Here is a 16,910-nt window from a genome sequence, read left to right as displayed (position 1 = left end):
GCCTGCGGTGGGCCCCGTGCGGATCTACCGGACGCACCGCGCGCAGGCGTAGCAGCCGCCCTGCCCGCGGCGGATGTTGTTGAGGGTCGGCGTGCCGATGTGACCGCACCTCGCGCAGCGGCACTTCCACGGGTCGCGCACGCGGCCCGGGAAGGGTTCGAGCGGCTCCATGCCGATCGCGCGCATCTCCGCCTCGGCCACCGCCGGATCCACCGGGGCCCGCCCCGCGCAGGCGCGACAGCCGCCCACTCCGGCCCGGATCTTGAACAGCCGCGGGTGGACCGTGCGTCCGCAGGCCACGTGGCGGCAGCGCCACCGCACCGCGGCGCCCGGGTAGGGCTCCAGGGGCTCGAAGCCCGCGGCCCGCATGTCCGCCTCGGCCCGCTCCCGGCCGGCAGCCCGTCGTCGCTCACCGGAGGCGGCTCGTCCGCAGTGACGGCACCCCGAACTCGTACCGATGCGCACCGAGGTGAAGGTCGGTGCGACCTTGTGCTCGTTCTTCACGCAGCGGCAGTTCCAGGCCACGTTCGCCCCGGGATAGGGCTCCAGTGGTTCGAGACCAGCGGCGCGCATTATCGCGACCGCCACCTCAGGATCGATTCTTCTGGGCACGGCGCACCTTCCCCCCTTGACCAACAGTCCGTGCGATCTCCGGTTGGTCGCTTCGGCGTGACGACGTCGATCCGGACCCCGTTGGGATCCGTGACGACGAGGTGTTTCCCATCCGGGTCCGTGGCGCGGAGGGCGGGCTGCGCATTCGGTGCCCCGCACGTGACGATTCGTTCCCACTCCTCCTCCCCGTCGTCCACTTCGAGCGTGATCCGCACCGCGCGCACCGGTGATCGGTGTGCCTCCGGCGCTGCGGGATGGGAGTGGTCGAGGAGAGCGAGCTCATGCGGCGGCAGCCCCGGCCGGCTCAGACCGACGTACCACTCCGTCTCGTAGGTGGCCTTGAAACCGAAAAGCCTGGTGTAGAAGTCGCGGGATTCCCCGAGGCGCGAAGTGCAGATCACCGGACAGAAGCTGGTCAGCATGGGGCGCCATCTCCGCTCACGTACCGACGGTATGCGAGATGAAACTAGTGACATACCGTCGGCATGTCAATATTGGCCGCTACCTGCCAACGACCGCCTCGCCGTGCAGACCACCCACGGTCCTGCGGTCAGGCAGCCGCTCCGGCGTCGACCCCAAGCGGCACCGCTTCGCGTCCGGGCGCGCCCCCGACGGGCCGTCAGACGCGATGCACAGACGCGTGCCTCGTTGATACGGGAACGCCGCCTGCGTTCGAGTCGACGGTACGTCTGCCTCAGAACGGTGATGTGATGAAGCCTTCTGCCGTGACCAGCTTCTATCAGAGGCGTTCCGTCGGCTGCCCGCCCCCGACGGCGTACTGATCGACATCATCACGCCCATCGCCCCCACGGCCGAGTACGCCACCGCCTCCACGCACCGGCCCGAAAGCTAGTGGCACCGCGGCGCGGTCACGCAGGGCCCATGCGGCCCGCACGGTGTGCGGGCCGCACCTCGGCGACGTGGCACCGCGACGCGCGGGACCGCATGGGTGGACGGCTTGCCTTGGCTAAGAGGCGGGCTGCCCCTCGGCATTGACGGCCGGGACGGCGCCGTCGACGGAGTCCTCACCGGCTCCCGTGGCGGGAATCTTGATCACCACCGCCACGAGGACGGCGGTGCCGAGCGCCAGGAGCGCCCCGATGCCGCCGATGACGTTCATGCCGTCGGTGAACGCCGCCCGGGCGGAGTCGACGAGTGCCGCCGCCACCTCCGAAGACAGGCCCTGCGCTGTCTCGAGCGCCCCCGCGAGGGTGTCACCGGCGGACGTGCCGGCGCCGTCCGGAACCCCTGCGGGGATCTCCACCCCACTGCGGTACACGGCGGTCCCGACGCTACCGAGCGTGGCAACCCCGAGCGCCATGCCGAGCTCGGTGCTGGTCTCCGAGATGGCCGAAGCGGACCCGGCCTGCTCGGGCGGAGCCGATCCGACCACGATGTCGGTCCCCAGGGCGATGAGCGGTCCACCACCGGCGAACACGAACGCGAAGCCGGTCACCACCTGCGCGATCCCCGAGGAGCTGTCCGCCAGGCTCAGCATGACGTGGCCGAGCGCCGACACGCCCAGGCCGACGGCGACGACGTACGCCGGACGGATCTTGCTCGCCGCCATCGGGGACAGGATGGACGTCACGATCAGTGCGAAGGCCGCAGGCAGCAGGTACAGGCCGGCCTTCATGGGGGACAGCCCGCCGACGAGCTGCAGGTACTGCGTCACGAACAGGTACGTGCCACCCGCCACCACCATGCTGAGCAGCATCGTCACCAGCGCGGTGCGGAACGTGGGGTTGCCGAAGAGGCCGAAGTCCAGCAGCGGGCTGTCCAGTGTGCGCTGCCGGCGGACGAACACCACACCGACGAGCAGGCCCACGGCGAGCGCCCCGACGGGCAGCAGGGACACCCCGTCCTTGGCGATCTCCTTCAACCCGTAGATCACCGGCAGGATCGCGGCGAGGGACAGCGCCACACTGGTCAGGTCGAGTCGGCCGGCCTCCTCGTCGCGGTGCTCCGGCAGCAGCATCGGCCCGGCCACCAGCAGCAGCGCCATGATGGGCACGCCGAGCAGGAAGACCGAACCCCACCAGAAGAACTCCAGCAGGGCACCGCCGACCACCGGGCCGAGCGCGATGCCTACGGAGAACATGGTGACCCAGATGGCGATCGCCACCCCGCGCTGCCTCGGATCGCGGAACATATTGCTGATCAGGGCGAGGGTGGAGGGCATCAACGTGGCGCCGGCGATGCCCAGCGCCGCCCGCGTCGCTATCAGCGTGGCCGGGTCGTCGGCGTAAGCGGCGGCCACCGAGGCGACGCCGAAGGCTGCGGAGCCGATCAGCAGCAGCTTCCGGCGGCCGATGCGGTCGCCGATCGTGCCCATGGTCACCAGGAAGCCCGCGAGCAGGAAGCCGTAGATGTCGATGATCCACAGCATCTCGGAGGCGGAGGGGTTCAGGCCCTCACTGATGTGCGGTACGGCCAGGTGCAGCACGCTCACATCGATGGACAGCAGCAGCGTGGGCAGCGCCAGCACGGCGAGGCCCAGCCACTCGCGCGGTCCGGCCTGGGAAGGGGAATCGGTGATGGTACTCAAGCTGGTTCCTTTCTGAGATGCGTCGAATCGCCGCCCGAAACGGTCATCAGGCGAGGGGGTACGGGAGTGGCGCTGCGCTCGGCCGAAGGGCCATCGCCATCGAGGCGGACCATCAGCTGGTTGGCGATGGCCGCCGCGTTGGGGGGTGCGTACAGGTAGAAATGGCCACCGGTGAACGTCAGTCGGCTGAAATCGCCCGACGTCTCCAGTGACCACAGGTGCAGCCGCTCGACGACGACGACCGGGTCGTCCACCGCGCCGAGCGCCAGGATGGGGACACCGGTGCCCGACAGCGGCCGCTCGTACCGTTCCATCGCTTCCAGGTCGGCACGGATCGCGCGCAGGGACGGCTGGACGAGGTCGGCCCGGTTCATCAGCCCGGGAGACATGCCACCGATGTCCATCAGATGCTCCAGTAGCTCCGCGTCGCTCCTGAGGTGGGCGAACGGCGGCTCGCTGGGGAAACACGGGGGCTGGCGCGCCGAAACGGCCAGCAGGGTGGGCGCGAGGCCCTTCTGTTCCATCGCTCTGGTGAGTTCGTATCCCAGCACGCTGCCGAAGCTGTGCCCGATGACCGCGTACGGCAGCGGCTCCAGATCCGCCAGGGCACGCCCGAGGGACTCGACCATGGGCTCGACGCGGGTCAACGGCGGCTCGTTGATGCGCGCGCCGCGTCCCGGCAACTGAGCGACGAGGAACTCGACGTCCTCAGGCAGCACCTGCCACCAGGACCGGAAGGCGGAAGGCCACCCTCCGGCATGCGGGAGCGCCACGACGCGGCGCTGGGGGCGGGGGCGTGGCCGTGCCGCGTTCCACGGCCCGGCCCCGGGTTCCCGGCGCGCACCGGCCCCCACCTTCATCAACCAGTTACTCATCGTCTGCTCCCGCCCTCGGGCCGACAGCAGATGGCCGGTGGGCCAGCAGCGGGTGGTGGGCCGTCAGGTGCTCGATCACCCGGCTCTGGTGGCGCTGCAGGCGTTGGCCCGGAAGGTGGTCCAGCGAGTGCAGGAACGGGTCCTGAGGGGCCGGAAGGCCGGCGATCGCGCTCGCTATGCCCAGCACCAGCATCGGTTGGTACCACGCCGAGTAACCGCCTTCGTGGGCGAAGACGATCCTTCCCGCCGTCAGTTCGTCCGCGAGGCGGCACATCATCGACGTCAGGGCGTGGAACGTGCGGCTGGTGCACATCATTCGGCCCATCGGATCGTGGCCGCTCGCGTCGACGCCCGCCGCCACCAGGATCAGACCGGGTCCGAAGGCACGTGCCGCGGGTTCCACGATGCGGTTGATGACGGCGAGATAGGCCTCGTGTCCCGTGCCTGCGGGCAGCGGCACGTTGAGCGTGCTACCCGCCCCCGTGCCCGCGCCGGTCTCCATGACCAGGCCGGACGCAGCCGGGAACAGCCCCTCCTGATGGATGGAGATGTACAGCACGTCGGGGTCCTGGTAGAAGGCCCGCTGGATGCCGTTCCCGTGGTGCACGTCCCAGTCCAGGATCAGCACCCGGTGCACCCCATGGCGTTGCGCCGCCCGGGCGGCGATGGCCACGTTGTTGTACAGGCACAGCGCCATCGCCCGGTCGGGCTCCGCGTGGTGGCCGGGCGGCCGCACCAGGCAGTAGGCCCGGTCGAACCGCCCTTCCAGGACGCTCGTGGTGGCTTGCACGCAGGCCCCTACGGCGAGCCTCGCGGCCTGCGCGCTGTGGTAGTTGACGTGTGCGTAGACGCCGACGTCTCCCGAGCCGATCGCCGACGTCGCCTCGATGCGTTCGATGTGCTCTGGTACGTGCACGAGCAGCAGGTCCTCGTCGGAGGCCGGCGCCGGCGTGACGCCGGTGAACCGGTCCATCACGCCCGACGCCTTGACCAGCCCCTCGGCCCGCCGGAGGTCCGGGTCCACCGCGAACTGGCGGAGCGGCTCGACTCCCGGCCCCACCGGCACGTACCCCGATCCGGGACCGGGGTCGTGCCAGAAGCAGAGCTCGTGGCTGTACCACGCGAGGTTCGGGGTGCTCACTAGGCGGACACGTCCAGCGAGGCGCGGGTGATCCCGGAGACCATCTCGATGTACTGGAGGTAGTACTCCCGCTCCTCGTCGGGGGTGCGCTTGGTACGGAGGGTCGCCTCCAGCAGGCCCAGCACCTCCTCGGCCTCGGTGGAGGTGAGCCGCCGGTCGCCGACCTCCTCCTCGAACGCGCGTATCCGCGCGGCCGGCTCCAGCACGCCGGAGGCGTACTCGCCCTGATCGGTGCCGTGGTTGCGCGTGGCGGCGATGGTCTTCAGTACCGCCCCGAAGAACGCCTCGGTGTCGATGTCGGTCATGTTGGTTCCCCCTTGGTTTTTGTGCGATCGGTCGGTGTGCGGTGGCGTCCGGCCGATGGAGCTCCCCGTCGGTCCGTGCTCAGGAAATGAGGCCGCAGGCGCGGCCGGCCTTCTCCAGCGTCGCGACCGCCACGTCCAGGTCGGCGTCGGAGTGGCTGAGGTTGACGATGGTCCGCAGCCGGGGCAGCGTCCGCGGCACCGCCGGATAGACGATCGGCTGTACGAACAGCCCGTCGAGCTGACACAAGCGGGCCATCGCATTGGCCTGGTCGGCGCTGCGGCAGATGATCGGCACCACCGGAGTCTCACTGGCGAGCGTGTCGAAGCCCAGGGCGCGCAGCTGCTCGCGGTACCGGGCCGTCCTGACCCGCAGCTCGCGGGTGAGCGCCGGGGCGGCCTCCATCACCTCGATCGCGGCCTTGGCCGCCGCCACCTGGGTCGGTGTCGCGGCCGCCGAGAACATCCAGCCGCGTGCGTTGTTCTTCAGAGCGAAGACGAGGTCGCTCGACCCCGCGACGTAACCGCCCGCGCTCGGCACGGTCTTGGACAGCGTGCCCATCTTCACGTCGACACGTGCCGGATCGATGCCGAAGTGCTCGGTGATGCCGCGCCCGGTGTCGCCGAGCACACCGAGGCTGTGCGCCTCGTCGACCATCAGCGGGGCGTCGTACCGCTCGCACAGCTCCACGATGCCCGGTAGATCGGCCACATCGCCGTCCATGCTGAAGACGGCGTCGGTCACCACGAGCCGTCCCGCGTCGCCCACCTTGCGCAGCGCTCGTTCCAGGTCGGCCAGGTCGTTGTGCGCGTACGTGATGACCTTGGCTCCCGACAGCCGGTACCCGTCGAGGATGCTGGCGTGGTTGTACACGTCGCCGATGATCACGTCGCCCTGGCCGACGAGTGCGCCCACGGTCGCCACGTTCGCCATGTAGCCGCTGGAGAAGACGATGGCGTCCTCGGCCCCGAGGAAGCGGGCGAGCGCCAGCTCCAGTTCGCGGTGCAGGTGCAGTGTGCCTGCCAGGAGCCGTACGCCGTGGGCGCCGGTCCCGTGCCGCTCCACGGCGCGCAGGACCTGGTGGTCGATGTAGTCGTGCCCGATGAGTCCGAGGTAGCTGTAGGAGGCGAAGTTGAGGAACCAGCGGCCGTCGAACTTGATCCGGGGGCCCTCGGCCTGCTCGATGACGGGCTCGTAGAAGTACTCGTCCTTGGCGACGACGAGGCGGTCCTCTGCCGACAGGGCGTCGATGCGCCGGTCGAGGAAGGTGCCGTGCGGCGTGTCGGACAGCCGACCCGGCAAGGTCCGTCGCGGTACGCGCCCGGCGGTACGGGGTGTCGCCGGGGCCTGGGCAGTCGTCGGCGACGGGGAGAGCGCCGGGGGCAGGGGTGCCGTGACCGTCGGCAGTGCGCGGCTCGGGGCGGCGCCGGCCGCGGGTCGGGCGGGCTCCACGTCCCGGAAGCGGTCCCAGTCGGGGACGAAGGAGTCGGCCGCGGATCCGCCGGGAGCAGGGGCCGGCCCCTCCGCCGGACCTGGTTGCCGCAGAGGAGCCGGTGTGCGGGATGCGCCCGCTTCAGCCGCCGCGGGCACCTCGTGGGGCACCTCCCGAACGGGGGCCGGGGCGACGGTGCCTCCGTCGACGGGCCAGGCACCTGGAGTGCTGCGCGGCAGCAGTTCGAGGTGGCCGAGGAGCGCGCCGACATTGCTGTGTTCGAAGAACACCATCGGGTCGACGTCCACTCCGTCGGCGGAGAGGGACGCGGCCATCTCGACCGCCATCATCGAGTCGAGGCCCATCTCCAGCAGATCGTCCTCGGGCGACACGTCGTCGACGTGGAGGATCTTCTTCAAAGCGGTGGTGAGCGACGGCCACAGCCGGCTTTCCGGTGTCACAGCGGTCATCTGTTGATCCTTCGCTTTCGCGGCGGCGGAAAGGACGTAGTTCGCGGGGGGACGGCTGAGGGCCGTGCGCAGCAGGGCGACGCCGTCGTCCGCCGTCAGAGCAGGGACGCCGTGCGCGGCGGCCTTCGGGGCGACGGCCTCGCCCATGCCGACGGTCCACAGGCCCCAGCCGAGGCTGTACCAGGGCTCACCCTCGGCGCGTTTGCGGGTGGCGTAGCCGTCCAGGTAGGCGTTGGCCGCCGCGTACGAGCTCTGTCCGAGGTTCGCGCGCACGGCCGAGACCGACGAGAACACGGCGACGAAGTCCGGCCGGGCGTGCCCGGCCAACAGGTCGGCGAGCGCGTGTACTCCGCCGATCTTGGGGCCGAGGACCTCGTCCACCTTCTCCGGCGTCAAGGTGCGCGCCAGGCCGTCCCGCAGCACGCCGGCGGCGTGGAACACCCCGTCGTAGCGCGCGGCGCCGCTGAGCGCCTCGCGGAGGGAGCGTACGTCCGCGGCCACGATGTCCAGGTCGCAGAGCGCGCCGAGACGGTCGAGCCGTTGCCGGGCCTCTCCTCGGTCCGGGACGGTCCTGCCCACCAGGGTCAGGTGCGCGCAGCCTTCGTCAGCCAGGAACTCCGCGACCGAGAGGCCGATGCCGCCCATGCCCCCGGTGATGAGGAAGCGTCCGCCGCGGAATCGGGCGGTCCGGGCGGTCGCGGGCGGCGGCTCGAGCGAGGGCTCGTACGAGGGTTCGTGCCAGGAACCGTCGCGTCGGGCGAGTTCCGGCTGGGATTGCCCGAGTGCGTCCCACAGCGGCGCAGCAAGCCCTTCGGGGCCTTCGGGGCCGAGGTCGATCAGACGCACTGTGGTGCGGGGATGCTCGACTCGCAGCGTGCGGCCGAGCCCCCACAGCGCGGTCATGAAGGGGTCGACGGTCTCCTGTCCCGTCACCCGGTGGGCTGCGGCCGTGACGATCAGCAGGTCCGGCACCGGGGGACGCGCCGCGAGCCGGCGCACCAGCGCGAAGATGCCCTGCAGGCCTTCCGTCACCTGCGCCTCGCTCGTCATGCCGCGCGGCGCTACGTACACCACGTCACGAACGGGGGTCTCGCCCAACAGCGTGTCGAGGCGCTCCTGGTTGAGCTCCGCCGGCGTCAGACGTACGACGGGCCGGTCGCCGGGCGGGTGGAGGTCGTGCGCTGAGACGACCAACAACGCGCCGTCGGACGCGGGCGGTTCTACGACCGCGTCGGCCTTTCGCCAGGCGAGGGTCTCAATCGACCGGACGGCTGATCGGTTCTCCTCCCCTCCCGCGGCTGCGGTGCCCTTGAGGGTGATGCGGTCCAGTTCGAGCAGGACTTCCCCTTGCTGATTGCAAACGGTGGCCCGTCCCCGTACGACACCGCCTCGGACTCCGGGTATCTCGTCCCGCTCGACCAGGGCCAGGACCGTGCCCGAGATCCTCCGACGGGCGACGATCCGGCCGACGTACCAGGGCAGAACCGGCCCAGCCGCTCCGTCGTCGAGCATGCCCAGGGTCTGGAAGACGCTGTCGAGCAGCGGCGGCGGGACGAACGGAGTCCGGTGCAGGTCGTCGGCCGCCCGCAGCACCACCAGCATCCGCCCCGGCCCTCGGTACGCCGACCGGATCGCCTGGAACGCCGGCCCGTACGTGATGCCGCTCGCGTACCGCCACGCGGCCACGTCCGACAGGGGAACGTTCTCCGTGCAGCCGGCACGCAGCCCGGCGACGTCGAGATAGCCGGGTGGTGGCAGCGGGCTGCCGGACGTGCGGGCCGTGCTGTGTTCGACCGGTACGCCGTCCTCGCCGGCCTGCTGCGAGCGGACCGAGCACTGCCCCTCCTCGGTCGTGAGCACTTCGAGCTCAACATCCGACCCGGCCACCCGCAGCGGTACGCGGAAGGCGATGTTCTCCAACGTCCATCGGCTGTCGGGCTGTCGGGCGTCGCAAGCGGACAGCATCGCGTCGATCTGCGTCGCGGCCGGAATGACCGGTGTACCGCCGACCCGGTGGTCGGAGACCAGTGGATCGGCGGCGCTGACGTGGAACCGCACGCCGCTCATGTGCGCAGGTCGAATCGTTCGGTGGCCCTGACCAGGCCGTTCACCTGAATGTCGACGAGGTGCTCGCCTGCGTAGTACCGGCGGGTCTGCACTTCCTTGATCGCGTGGGTCTTCTCCAGGGTTCGCTGTTCGCCGGGCGCGAGGTCGAGGGTCGTCAGCTTGAAGACCTTCGGGATGCTGCGGCCGTTCTTCCGCACGTGGTGGACCACGTAGTCGACCGCGATGCTGTGGAGCCGGTCGTCGGTGTTCTCGATGTCGAAGCTGATGACGAGTGTGTCCCCGATGGTCACCGACTGGGGAGTGATCCGCAGGCGGGGCACGCGGACATGCTCGCCGCCTGTGGCCCCGAAGATGGCCAGGGCCTGCTGATCGCCCTTCTTCACCAGGGTGCGCAGCCCGTGCTTCACGATCCAGGACGTCTCCGGGGTGGGGCTCTCCTCCAGCCACCGCAGCGCGGTGGCGAGCGCGACCTCGGGAGCGTCCTTGGAGATGTCGTTCAGGTTGTTCGCGACGGACTTGCGCACGTACTCCGAGGGGTCGCTGCGCAAGGGTTCGAGGATCTCCAGGACCGGCTGCGGGTCCTTCACGAAGACGGTGAGGGTGCGGGCCCAGGGCAGGCGTGAGCGGACTCCCTCGCTCGCCAGGCGCCGCACGTTGTGGCTCGAGCTGTGGGCCCATTCCGCTATGCGCTTCATCGTCAGCGCGGAGTGGTTCTCGATGAAGGGCCGGATCGCGTACTCGCCCGTGTGCCGCTTGGTGATCTCTTCGATGGCGTCCAAGGACAGCTCAGGGTGGTCGAGGCCGTACTCCTCGACGAACCTGGCGACCGGCATGAGGAACCAGCTGGTGTTGAACATGCCCTCGCCCTCGGCGAGTTCGTTGCCGAGGATCGACACGAGGATCGCCACGGCGTCGGCGTAGTCCTCGGGCAGCCGGGTGCGCAGACCCTCGGTCAGGACGAGGACACGGTCCTTCAGCTCCTTGCCGGGGATGCGCTCTTCGACCTCGGCCGCGTAGTCCTCGACGTCGAACTCGGGGTGGACGGCGCGGATCTGGCCGCCGATGAGACGCGCGGCCTCACCGTTGAAGTGTCGCTTCAGTCCGTACTCGCTAGCCATGGTGCTGGGGCCTTTTCGTCTCGGGAGGGCGTGTGCTGTCAGCGGCGTTCACTGCGTCCCCGGCCTCAGTTGGGCCAGCCGATATCCAGAACCGCCGTCGGTTGAAGGGGTAGGTGGGGATGGTGGTGGTGCGGTGGTGTTTGTCCTGGTGGAGGTTGGTCCAGTTGAGGGGAGCGCCGGTGTGGTTGTGGTGGCTGGTGAGGGCGGTGTGGAGCTGGGTTTGGTCGTTGTGGTCCCGGTGGAGGGTGGTGATCCAGATCGGGTGGGGTTGGGGGAGGGTGGCGCGGGCCAGCGGGGTGAGGTGGGGGTGGGGTCCGATCTCCCAGATGGTGCGGGGGCGGCTTGTTTCGTTGAGGGTGGTGAGGGCTTGGGCGAAGTGGACGGGTTGGCGGATGGCTTGGGCCCAGTGGTGGGGGTCGGTGGTGGTGGCGGGGGTGTGCCAGGTGCCGGTGAGGGTGGTGGCGAAGGCGATGGCGGGTGGTTGGAGTGGGGTGGTGGCCATGGCTTCGGCGAACGGTGCGATGGCCGGTTGCATGGCGGTGGAGTGGAAGGCGTGGCTGACGGTCAGGGGTTGGGTGCGGTGGGGGGTCTGCTCGCAGAAGCCAGTGACGGCGTCGGTGGGGCCGGTGATGGTGTGGATGTGGGGGGTGTTGTAGGCGGCGACCTCGACATCCGGATAGGCCTGCAAGGCAGCGGTGAGGGTGTCGGTGTCGGTATGGACCACGGCCATGGCGCCGGTGGTGGGCTGGGCTTGCATGAGCTGGCCGCGCAGGGCGGTCAGGCGTAGGAGGTCGGGGAGGGTGAGGACGCCGGCGGTCCAGGCGGCGGTGAGTTCACCGAGGCTGTGTCCGGCGACGGCGTCGGGTTGGATGCCGGCGGCTTGGAGGCAGCGGACCAGGGCGACTTGGATGCTGACGATGGCGATCTGTGCGTGCTGGGTCTGGTTGAGCTGGTCCTGGGCGTCACCGAAGAGCAGGTCCAGTAGAGGGATGTCGGTGTGGGGGGCGAGCAGTTCGGCGCACTCGTCCAGCGCCTGACGGAAGTGAGGCTCGGTGGTGTAGAGGCCGTGGCCCATGCCCGGATACTGCGAGCCCTGCCCGGTGAACAGGAATGCGGTGGGAGTGGATTTGCCGCTCTGCCGGGTGATGGGGGCATGGCCGGCGGCGACGTCATTCAGCCCGGCGGCCAGCTCCTGGCCGGTTGCGCCATGAATCGCCGCGCGGTACCGCTGGGCGGCGAGGCCGGTGTTGGCCGTATAGGCGAAGTCCCCCAGCCGATCCTCTGGCGTGCCGGCCAGCTGGTCGGCGTAGGTGGCGGCGAGGGTGCGCAGGGCGGGTTCGTCGGCGGCGGTGACGCGCAGGATGTGGCTGTCTTGGGACAGGGGTGTGCGGGTGGGTGTGGCGGGTGGTTCTTCGATGATGACGTGGGCGTTGACACCGCCCATGCCGAAGGCGCTGATGGCGGCGCGGCGGGGGTGGTTGGTGTGGGGCCAGGGTTGGGGCCGGTCGGCCAGGTAGAACGGTGTGTCGTCGAAGTGGATGTGGTCGTTCGGGCGGGTGACATGCAGCGTCGGCGGAATCTGCTCGTGTTCCATCGCCAGCAGGACCTTGACCAGCCCGGCCAGGCCCGCGGCCGGTTCCAGATGCCCGACATTGGATTTCAGCGAGCCGATGGCGCAGTACTGGGCACGGTCAGTGTGCTGGCGCCAGGCGCGGGTCAGACTGTCGATCTCGATGGGGTCACCCAGACTCGTCCCCGTGCCATGCGCTTCCACCAGCTGGATCGTCTCGGGCGAGACCCCCGCATCCTGCAACGCAGCCGTGATGACGTCTCGTTGCGCGCGGGGGCTCGGTGCGGAGTATCGGGTCGTACGTCCGCCGTGGTTGACGGCCGCACCCTTGATCAGGCCTCGGACCCGGTCTCCGTCCCGCTGGGCGTCGTCGTACCGCCGCAGCACCACGGCGACGGCCCCTTCTCCCGGTACGAAGCCGTCGGCGGTGTTGTCGAACGCGCGGCAGCGGTGCCGTGGTGACAAGGCCATCAGATCGCTCATCGAGCGGAAGTACTCCGGGCTGATGGCGGCGTGCACGGCTCCGATCACCGCCGTGTCGATGTCACCCGTGCGCAGGTGCTGGAGTGCGGTGTGCACCGCCACGAGCGAGGACGAGCACAGGGTGTTGACGAGCCCGCTCGGCCCGTGCCAGTCCATCAGGTAGGACAGCCGGTTCGCGATCATCGCCTCAAGACCCAGGCCGCGCCCGTCAGGGACACCGTGGCGGGCCCGCTCCTCGTGGTAGTGGTCGTGGCTGTACGCGATCCACAGGCCGGTGTTGCCGCCCTCGGCCCGATCACCGAGCCGGCCGCCGTCCTCAAGGGCTTCCCAGATCGTCTCGTACACGATCCTTGCCTGCGGGTCGATCAAGGGGGCCTCCCGGGCCGAGATCCGGAAGGGGGCGGGATCGAACTCGTCAACGCTGTCCAGGAACGAGGCGTACGGGGCCGGCCCTTCCTCCCCCAGAGCTTCGCCTGAGTGGGGGTCCCCCCGGCGTGGCCAGCGGGCGTACCCCAAGCCCCAGCGGTCCTCGGGCAGTCGGCGAACGGTGTCTCGCCCTTCGGTGAGCAAATCCGCGAAGTCGGCCAGGGTGCGTACGGTGGGCAGCCTGACCGCCGCGCCCACGACGGCGATGTCGCGCGAGCGGGGTTCGTCGCCCGTGGGGCCGACCGGGCGTGCGGTGGCGGACCGTCGTGGGACAGCGGTGATCCGCTCCTCGGTCGGCCTGTCCGCCGGCGCCCGGTCGTCCGCAGGGGCCAGTTCGTCCTCGGCAGCCCGGACTTCTGCGGAGACGAGGTCTCCCTCGGCGACCGGGGCCTCGGGAGCCGGGGCATCCTCGGACGTGTCTGCGTCCGGGCCGGCCGGCGAGGCCAGCGTGTCCACCAGGTCCGGTGCTTCGGCCACGACGAAATCGGCGAACTGCCGGGGCGTCGGGTACTCGAAGAAGACCGTCGGGTAGAGGGACAGGCCGTGCTCCTGGGAGATGCGCTCGCTCAGCGTCACCAGGCCGACGGAGTCGAATCCGGCGGACAGGAACTCCGTGTCGGCGTGGTCTTCGGAGGTGCCCGTCAGCTCGAGGAACCAGGCGAGCACCCGCGCGGCCGGCGAGGCCTGGCCGCTGTGCGCCGGGGTCTGCGGCTGCGGCCGGGCGGGCGTCGCGGCGGGAGCAGCTGCCACCTCCGCTGCCCCCGAGGCGGGTGCGGTGGTGTCCACGTGCACGGGAGCCGGGGTCGGCGCGGCAGTCTGGGCGGGCGAGGCTGCCGCAGCGGGCGACGCAGCCGCATCCTCCTCGCTGAACGCCTGCGTGGGAACCCGCTTGGACGACATGTCACCGAAGACGAGCAGCGGTCTGCCCGTCACATCGGTGACCGTCTGCGTGACGCGGCAGGCTTCGTCGTTCCAGAAGGCGGTCTGCGTCCGTACGTAGGCGGCGTCGTCCAGCGGACCGAAGACGTCCACCCGGCCCACCGAGAGCGGGATGAACGCGGATGCGTCCGCGGTGCCGAACACCGGGTTGCCCGGGTTGAGCGCGGCGATGGTGACGCTGTCGAGCAGCCCCGGGAACAGCTCCACGCCGTCCGGATTCATCTCCCGCTGGCGCCCGCCTTCGATCCGGGCGAGCGTGCCGCCGTCCGGCAGGCCGGCCACCCAGGAGATGTTCCGGTAGTAGCGGCCGTGGTGGTAGCCGATCCGTCGCAGCCACCGGTAGAGGCCCGAGCCCGCGTGCACCTCGGCGCAGTTGTCCAGCAGAGAGGCGACCGACACGGGGACCGGCTCGGGGGCGGGCTCTGTGGTGAGCCGACCGGTGGCGAAGAGGTCCCGGCTCTTGGCGTCCTCCACCGTAAACCGCCTGTCCGCGTCGACCCGGCACACCACTCGGCGCGCTCCGGAGGGGATCAGCGGACGGTGGAACAGGACGTCCCGCACCCCATGGAAGGGTTCACCGCGCAGCGCGGCGCCTTCGCGCAGGAAGTCGAACCACGCCACACCCGGAAGCATGATCTTCCGGTACACGGCGTGCTGGGCGATGGGGGCCTCGCCCGGTCCGAACACCCGGGAGAAGACGTAGCCCCCAGTCCCCCCGTCCGAGACGAGCTCCGCGGGCGCCCCGGGTTCGGCCGAGCGCAGCGGCTCGCGCAGATCCAGGGCCCGGCCGCGCGGCTGGACCGACGGCAGCAGTCGCTTGCGCCACGCCGTGTCCCCTTGGAACGCTGCCCAGTCGATGTCCTGGCCGGCCTGGAAGAGCTCGGCGGTGATCCCAGCGAGCACCGCGGCCACTTCTGGCTCACCGCGGGCCCCGGCCAGCCGTGCGCAGACCTCATGGTCGCGTTCGGCGACGGCCGCGCCGTCACCTTCGGGGCCGATCGCCGGGTCGCTGTCGCGCCGGAGCACGTCGGCCAGCGCCTGCTCCAGCGGGACGCGTCCCCGTACGAAGTCCCCGACCGCCTCCCATCCCGGGGGCAGGTCTACCGCGTCTTCGGGCAACCCCAGGTCGCGCAGCGCCATCGCGAGGGCGACCGCCGCGCTAATCCGCAGCAACTCGCCGGAGAATTCGGCCAGTCGCGCTCCGGTCGCCGTCTCGAAGAGGCCGATGACCTCGTGCACGGCCGGTGTGGAGCGGTTGAGGTCCAGGAGCCACCCGGGTGGGGCCTCGGCTGCCTCGGGACGTACTGACACGGCGGTCCGGGGGCTCTGGGTCCCGCCGGGTGCGGGGCCGTCGCCCCGGAGGAGCCACGTACGGAGGGCGGTTGCCAGCTCGTCTGCGTCGGACCCGGAGACGGCCACCCGCTCGGTACGGTGCGGACGCGCCAGCCGGGCTGTGGCGCACACGTCGCCGAGATGCTCCGCCACCGTCGGCAGGAACTCCAGCCACTGCGCGGCCAGTTCCCGTAGTGCGTACGGGCTGTCGGCGGACAGGGGCAGGACGTGGACCGGCCGGGGTGCCCCGTCGGCACGCACCGGCCCGGAAGGGGTGCGGGGCGCGGCCTCGGCCACGACGTGCGCGTTCGTGCCGCCGAAGCCGAATCCGCTCACAGCGGCCCGCCGCACCGGTGCCTCGGGCCAGGGGCGGTGGGTGTCCGGGAGGTAGAAGGGGCCGTCGGCCAGGTTGAGACGGGGGTTGGGTGCGTCGACCGCCAGGGCGGGGATGCTGTCCTCGCGCAGCGAGACGATGACCTTCGCCAGGCCGGCCAGGCCCGACGCCGAGTGCAGGTGGCCGATGCGGCGCTTGATGGAGCCGAGCGCCACCGAGTTCCGCGGCACGCCGAGCCTGCCGAACACCTCCGTCAGCGCCCGCACTTCGATCGGGTCGCCGATGGCGGTGCCGGTGCCGTGCGCCTCGACGTACTGGACGGTCGCCGGGTCCACCTTCTCGTACACCTTGGTCAACAGCTCCACCTGGGCTTCCAGGTTCGGTGTGGTGACCCCCATGGTGTGGCCGTCGTTGTTGACCGCGGTCCCACTGATCGCTCCGAGGATCACGTCGCCGTCGGCCAGCGCTGCCGTCATCGGCTTCAGCACGAGGGCGACGGCTCCTTCCCCCGGTACGTAGCCGTTGGCCTTGCTGTCGAAGGTCTGGCACAGGCCGTCGGGGGAGAGGGCTCCGGTGCGCGAGAGCAGCACGAACGTCAGCGGATCGATCAGCAGGTCGACCGCGCCGACCACGGCCAGCTCGCAGGCACCGGCCGCCAGGCTCTGGCAGGCGAGCCAGACCGCCGACAGCGAGGACGAACAGGCGGTGTCGACGACCAGGCTCGGACCCGACAGGTTGAAGCGGTCGGACAGCCAGGCCGCCATGAAGTTCTGCGACCGTCCCCACAGGGCCGCGGGCCTGGGTCCGTCGGTGGGACCCGGCGTGTCGGCGGGGATCTGGCCCCGCCCCTGGTCGAATCCGTACGCGTTCATGCGCCCGCCGATGAACACGCCGGCATTGAGCCTGCGCCGAGCCGCCAGGTACCCGGAGTCCTCCAGGGCTCGCGCGCCGACCTCCAGCATCACCCGCTGCTGGGGGTCGAGGAGAACGGCGTCCTCGGCGGTCATGCCGAACGCCTCGTGGTCGAAGGAGAACGGGTCGAGTATGAACGCGCCACGGTGGTGGGAACCTTGATGAGAACCGTCACCGAGGTACAGATCGCGGGCCCAGCGGCTCGGTGGGACCTCGTCGACCTCGACCCCGTCGCGCCCCAGCATGTCGGCCAGGTCCACGACGTCCTCGGCTCCTGGGAGCCGTACCGCCAGGCCGATCACGGCGATGCGGCTGTCGGGCTCGCTCACAGCAGTCCTTTCCGTCGGC

At 70.6% G+C, this 16,910-nt stretch carries 9 protein-coding genes; all 9 read right to left on the bottom strand.

What is annotated here, in order from left to right; genetic code table 11:
• Positions 1 to 24 precede the first annotated feature (24 nt).
• Positions 25 to 612: a hypothetical protein gene (locus ACTWQI_RS03525; RefSeq protein ID WP_443267318.1), complete on the bottom strand. Its 588-nt coding sequence runs from the start codon at positions 610 to 612 to the stop codon at positions 25 to 27.
• Positions 573 to 1,034, bottom strand: a complete 462-nt coding sequence (locus ACTWQI_RS03520) for a VOC family protein (RefSeq protein ID WP_443267316.1) — start codon at positions 1,032 to 1,034, stop codon at positions 573 to 575. The genes ACTWQI_RS03525 and ACTWQI_RS03520 overlap by 40 nt, the downstream gene beginning before the upstream one ends.
• Before the next feature lie 545 nt (positions 1,035 to 1,579).
• A complete protein-coding gene (locus ACTWQI_RS03515) occupies positions 1,580 to 3,160 on the bottom strand; it encodes an MFS transporter (RefSeq protein ID WP_443267314.1) in 1,581 nt (526 codons plus the stop codon).
• Positions 3,157 to 4,035, bottom strand: coding sequence for a thioesterase II family protein (locus ACTWQI_RS03510; RefSeq protein WP_443267312.1), 879 nt, complete (start codon positions 4,033 to 4,035; stop codon positions 3,157 to 3,159). The genes ACTWQI_RS03515 and ACTWQI_RS03510 overlap by 4 nt, the downstream gene beginning before the upstream one ends.
• Positions 4,028 to 5,176 (bottom strand): class II histone deacetylase, encoded by a 1,149-nt coding sequence (locus ACTWQI_RS03505; protein WP_443267310.1) that lies wholly within the window; start codon positions 5,174 to 5,176, stop codon positions 4,028 to 4,030. Before ACTWQI_RS03505 ends, ACTWQI_RS03510 begins: the two co-directional genes overlap by 8 nt.
• Positions 5,176 to 5,481, bottom strand: a complete 306-nt coding sequence (locus tag ACTWQI_RS03500; RefSeq protein ID WP_443267309.1) for a hypothetical protein — start codon at positions 5,479 to 5,481, stop codon at positions 5,176 to 5,178. Before ACTWQI_RS03500 ends, ACTWQI_RS03505 begins: the two co-directional genes overlap by 1 nt.
• Before the next feature lie 79 nt (positions 5,482 to 5,560).
• A complete protein-coding gene (locus ACTWQI_RS03495; RefSeq protein WP_443267307.1) occupies positions 5,561 to 9,448 on the bottom strand; it encodes an aminotransferase class I/II-fold pyridoxal phosphate-dependent enzyme in 3,888 nt (1,295 codons plus the stop codon).
• Positions 9,445 to 10,566 carry a DNA alkylation repair protein gene (locus tag ACTWQI_RS03490; protein ID WP_443267304.1) on the bottom strand — a complete coding sequence of 374 codons (1,122 nt, stop codon included), beginning with the start codon at positions 10,564 to 10,566 and terminating at the stop codon, positions 9,445 to 9,447. The genes ACTWQI_RS03495 and ACTWQI_RS03490 overlap by 4 nt, the downstream gene beginning before the upstream one ends.
• The gene (locus ACTWQI_RS03485) at positions 10,559 to 16,891 is read right to left on the bottom strand and encodes a beta-ketoacyl synthase N-terminal-like domain-containing protein (protein WP_443267302.1); all 6,333 of its coding nucleotides are present in this window, start codon (positions 16,889 to 16,891) and stop codon (positions 10,559 to 10,561) included. The genes ACTWQI_RS03490 and ACTWQI_RS03485 overlap by 8 nt, the downstream gene beginning before the upstream one ends.
• Between the last annotated feature and the right edge of the window lie 19 nt (positions 16,892 to 16,910).

Origin of the sequence: Streptomyces sp. KR80 (assembly GCF_052245555.1) — a bacterium.
GTDB lineage: Bacteria > Actinomycetota > Actinomycetes > Streptomycetales > Streptomycetaceae > Streptomyces.
Note: the sequence above shows the minus strand (reverse complement) of the source record. Positions and strands in the feature narration are given on the sequence as shown.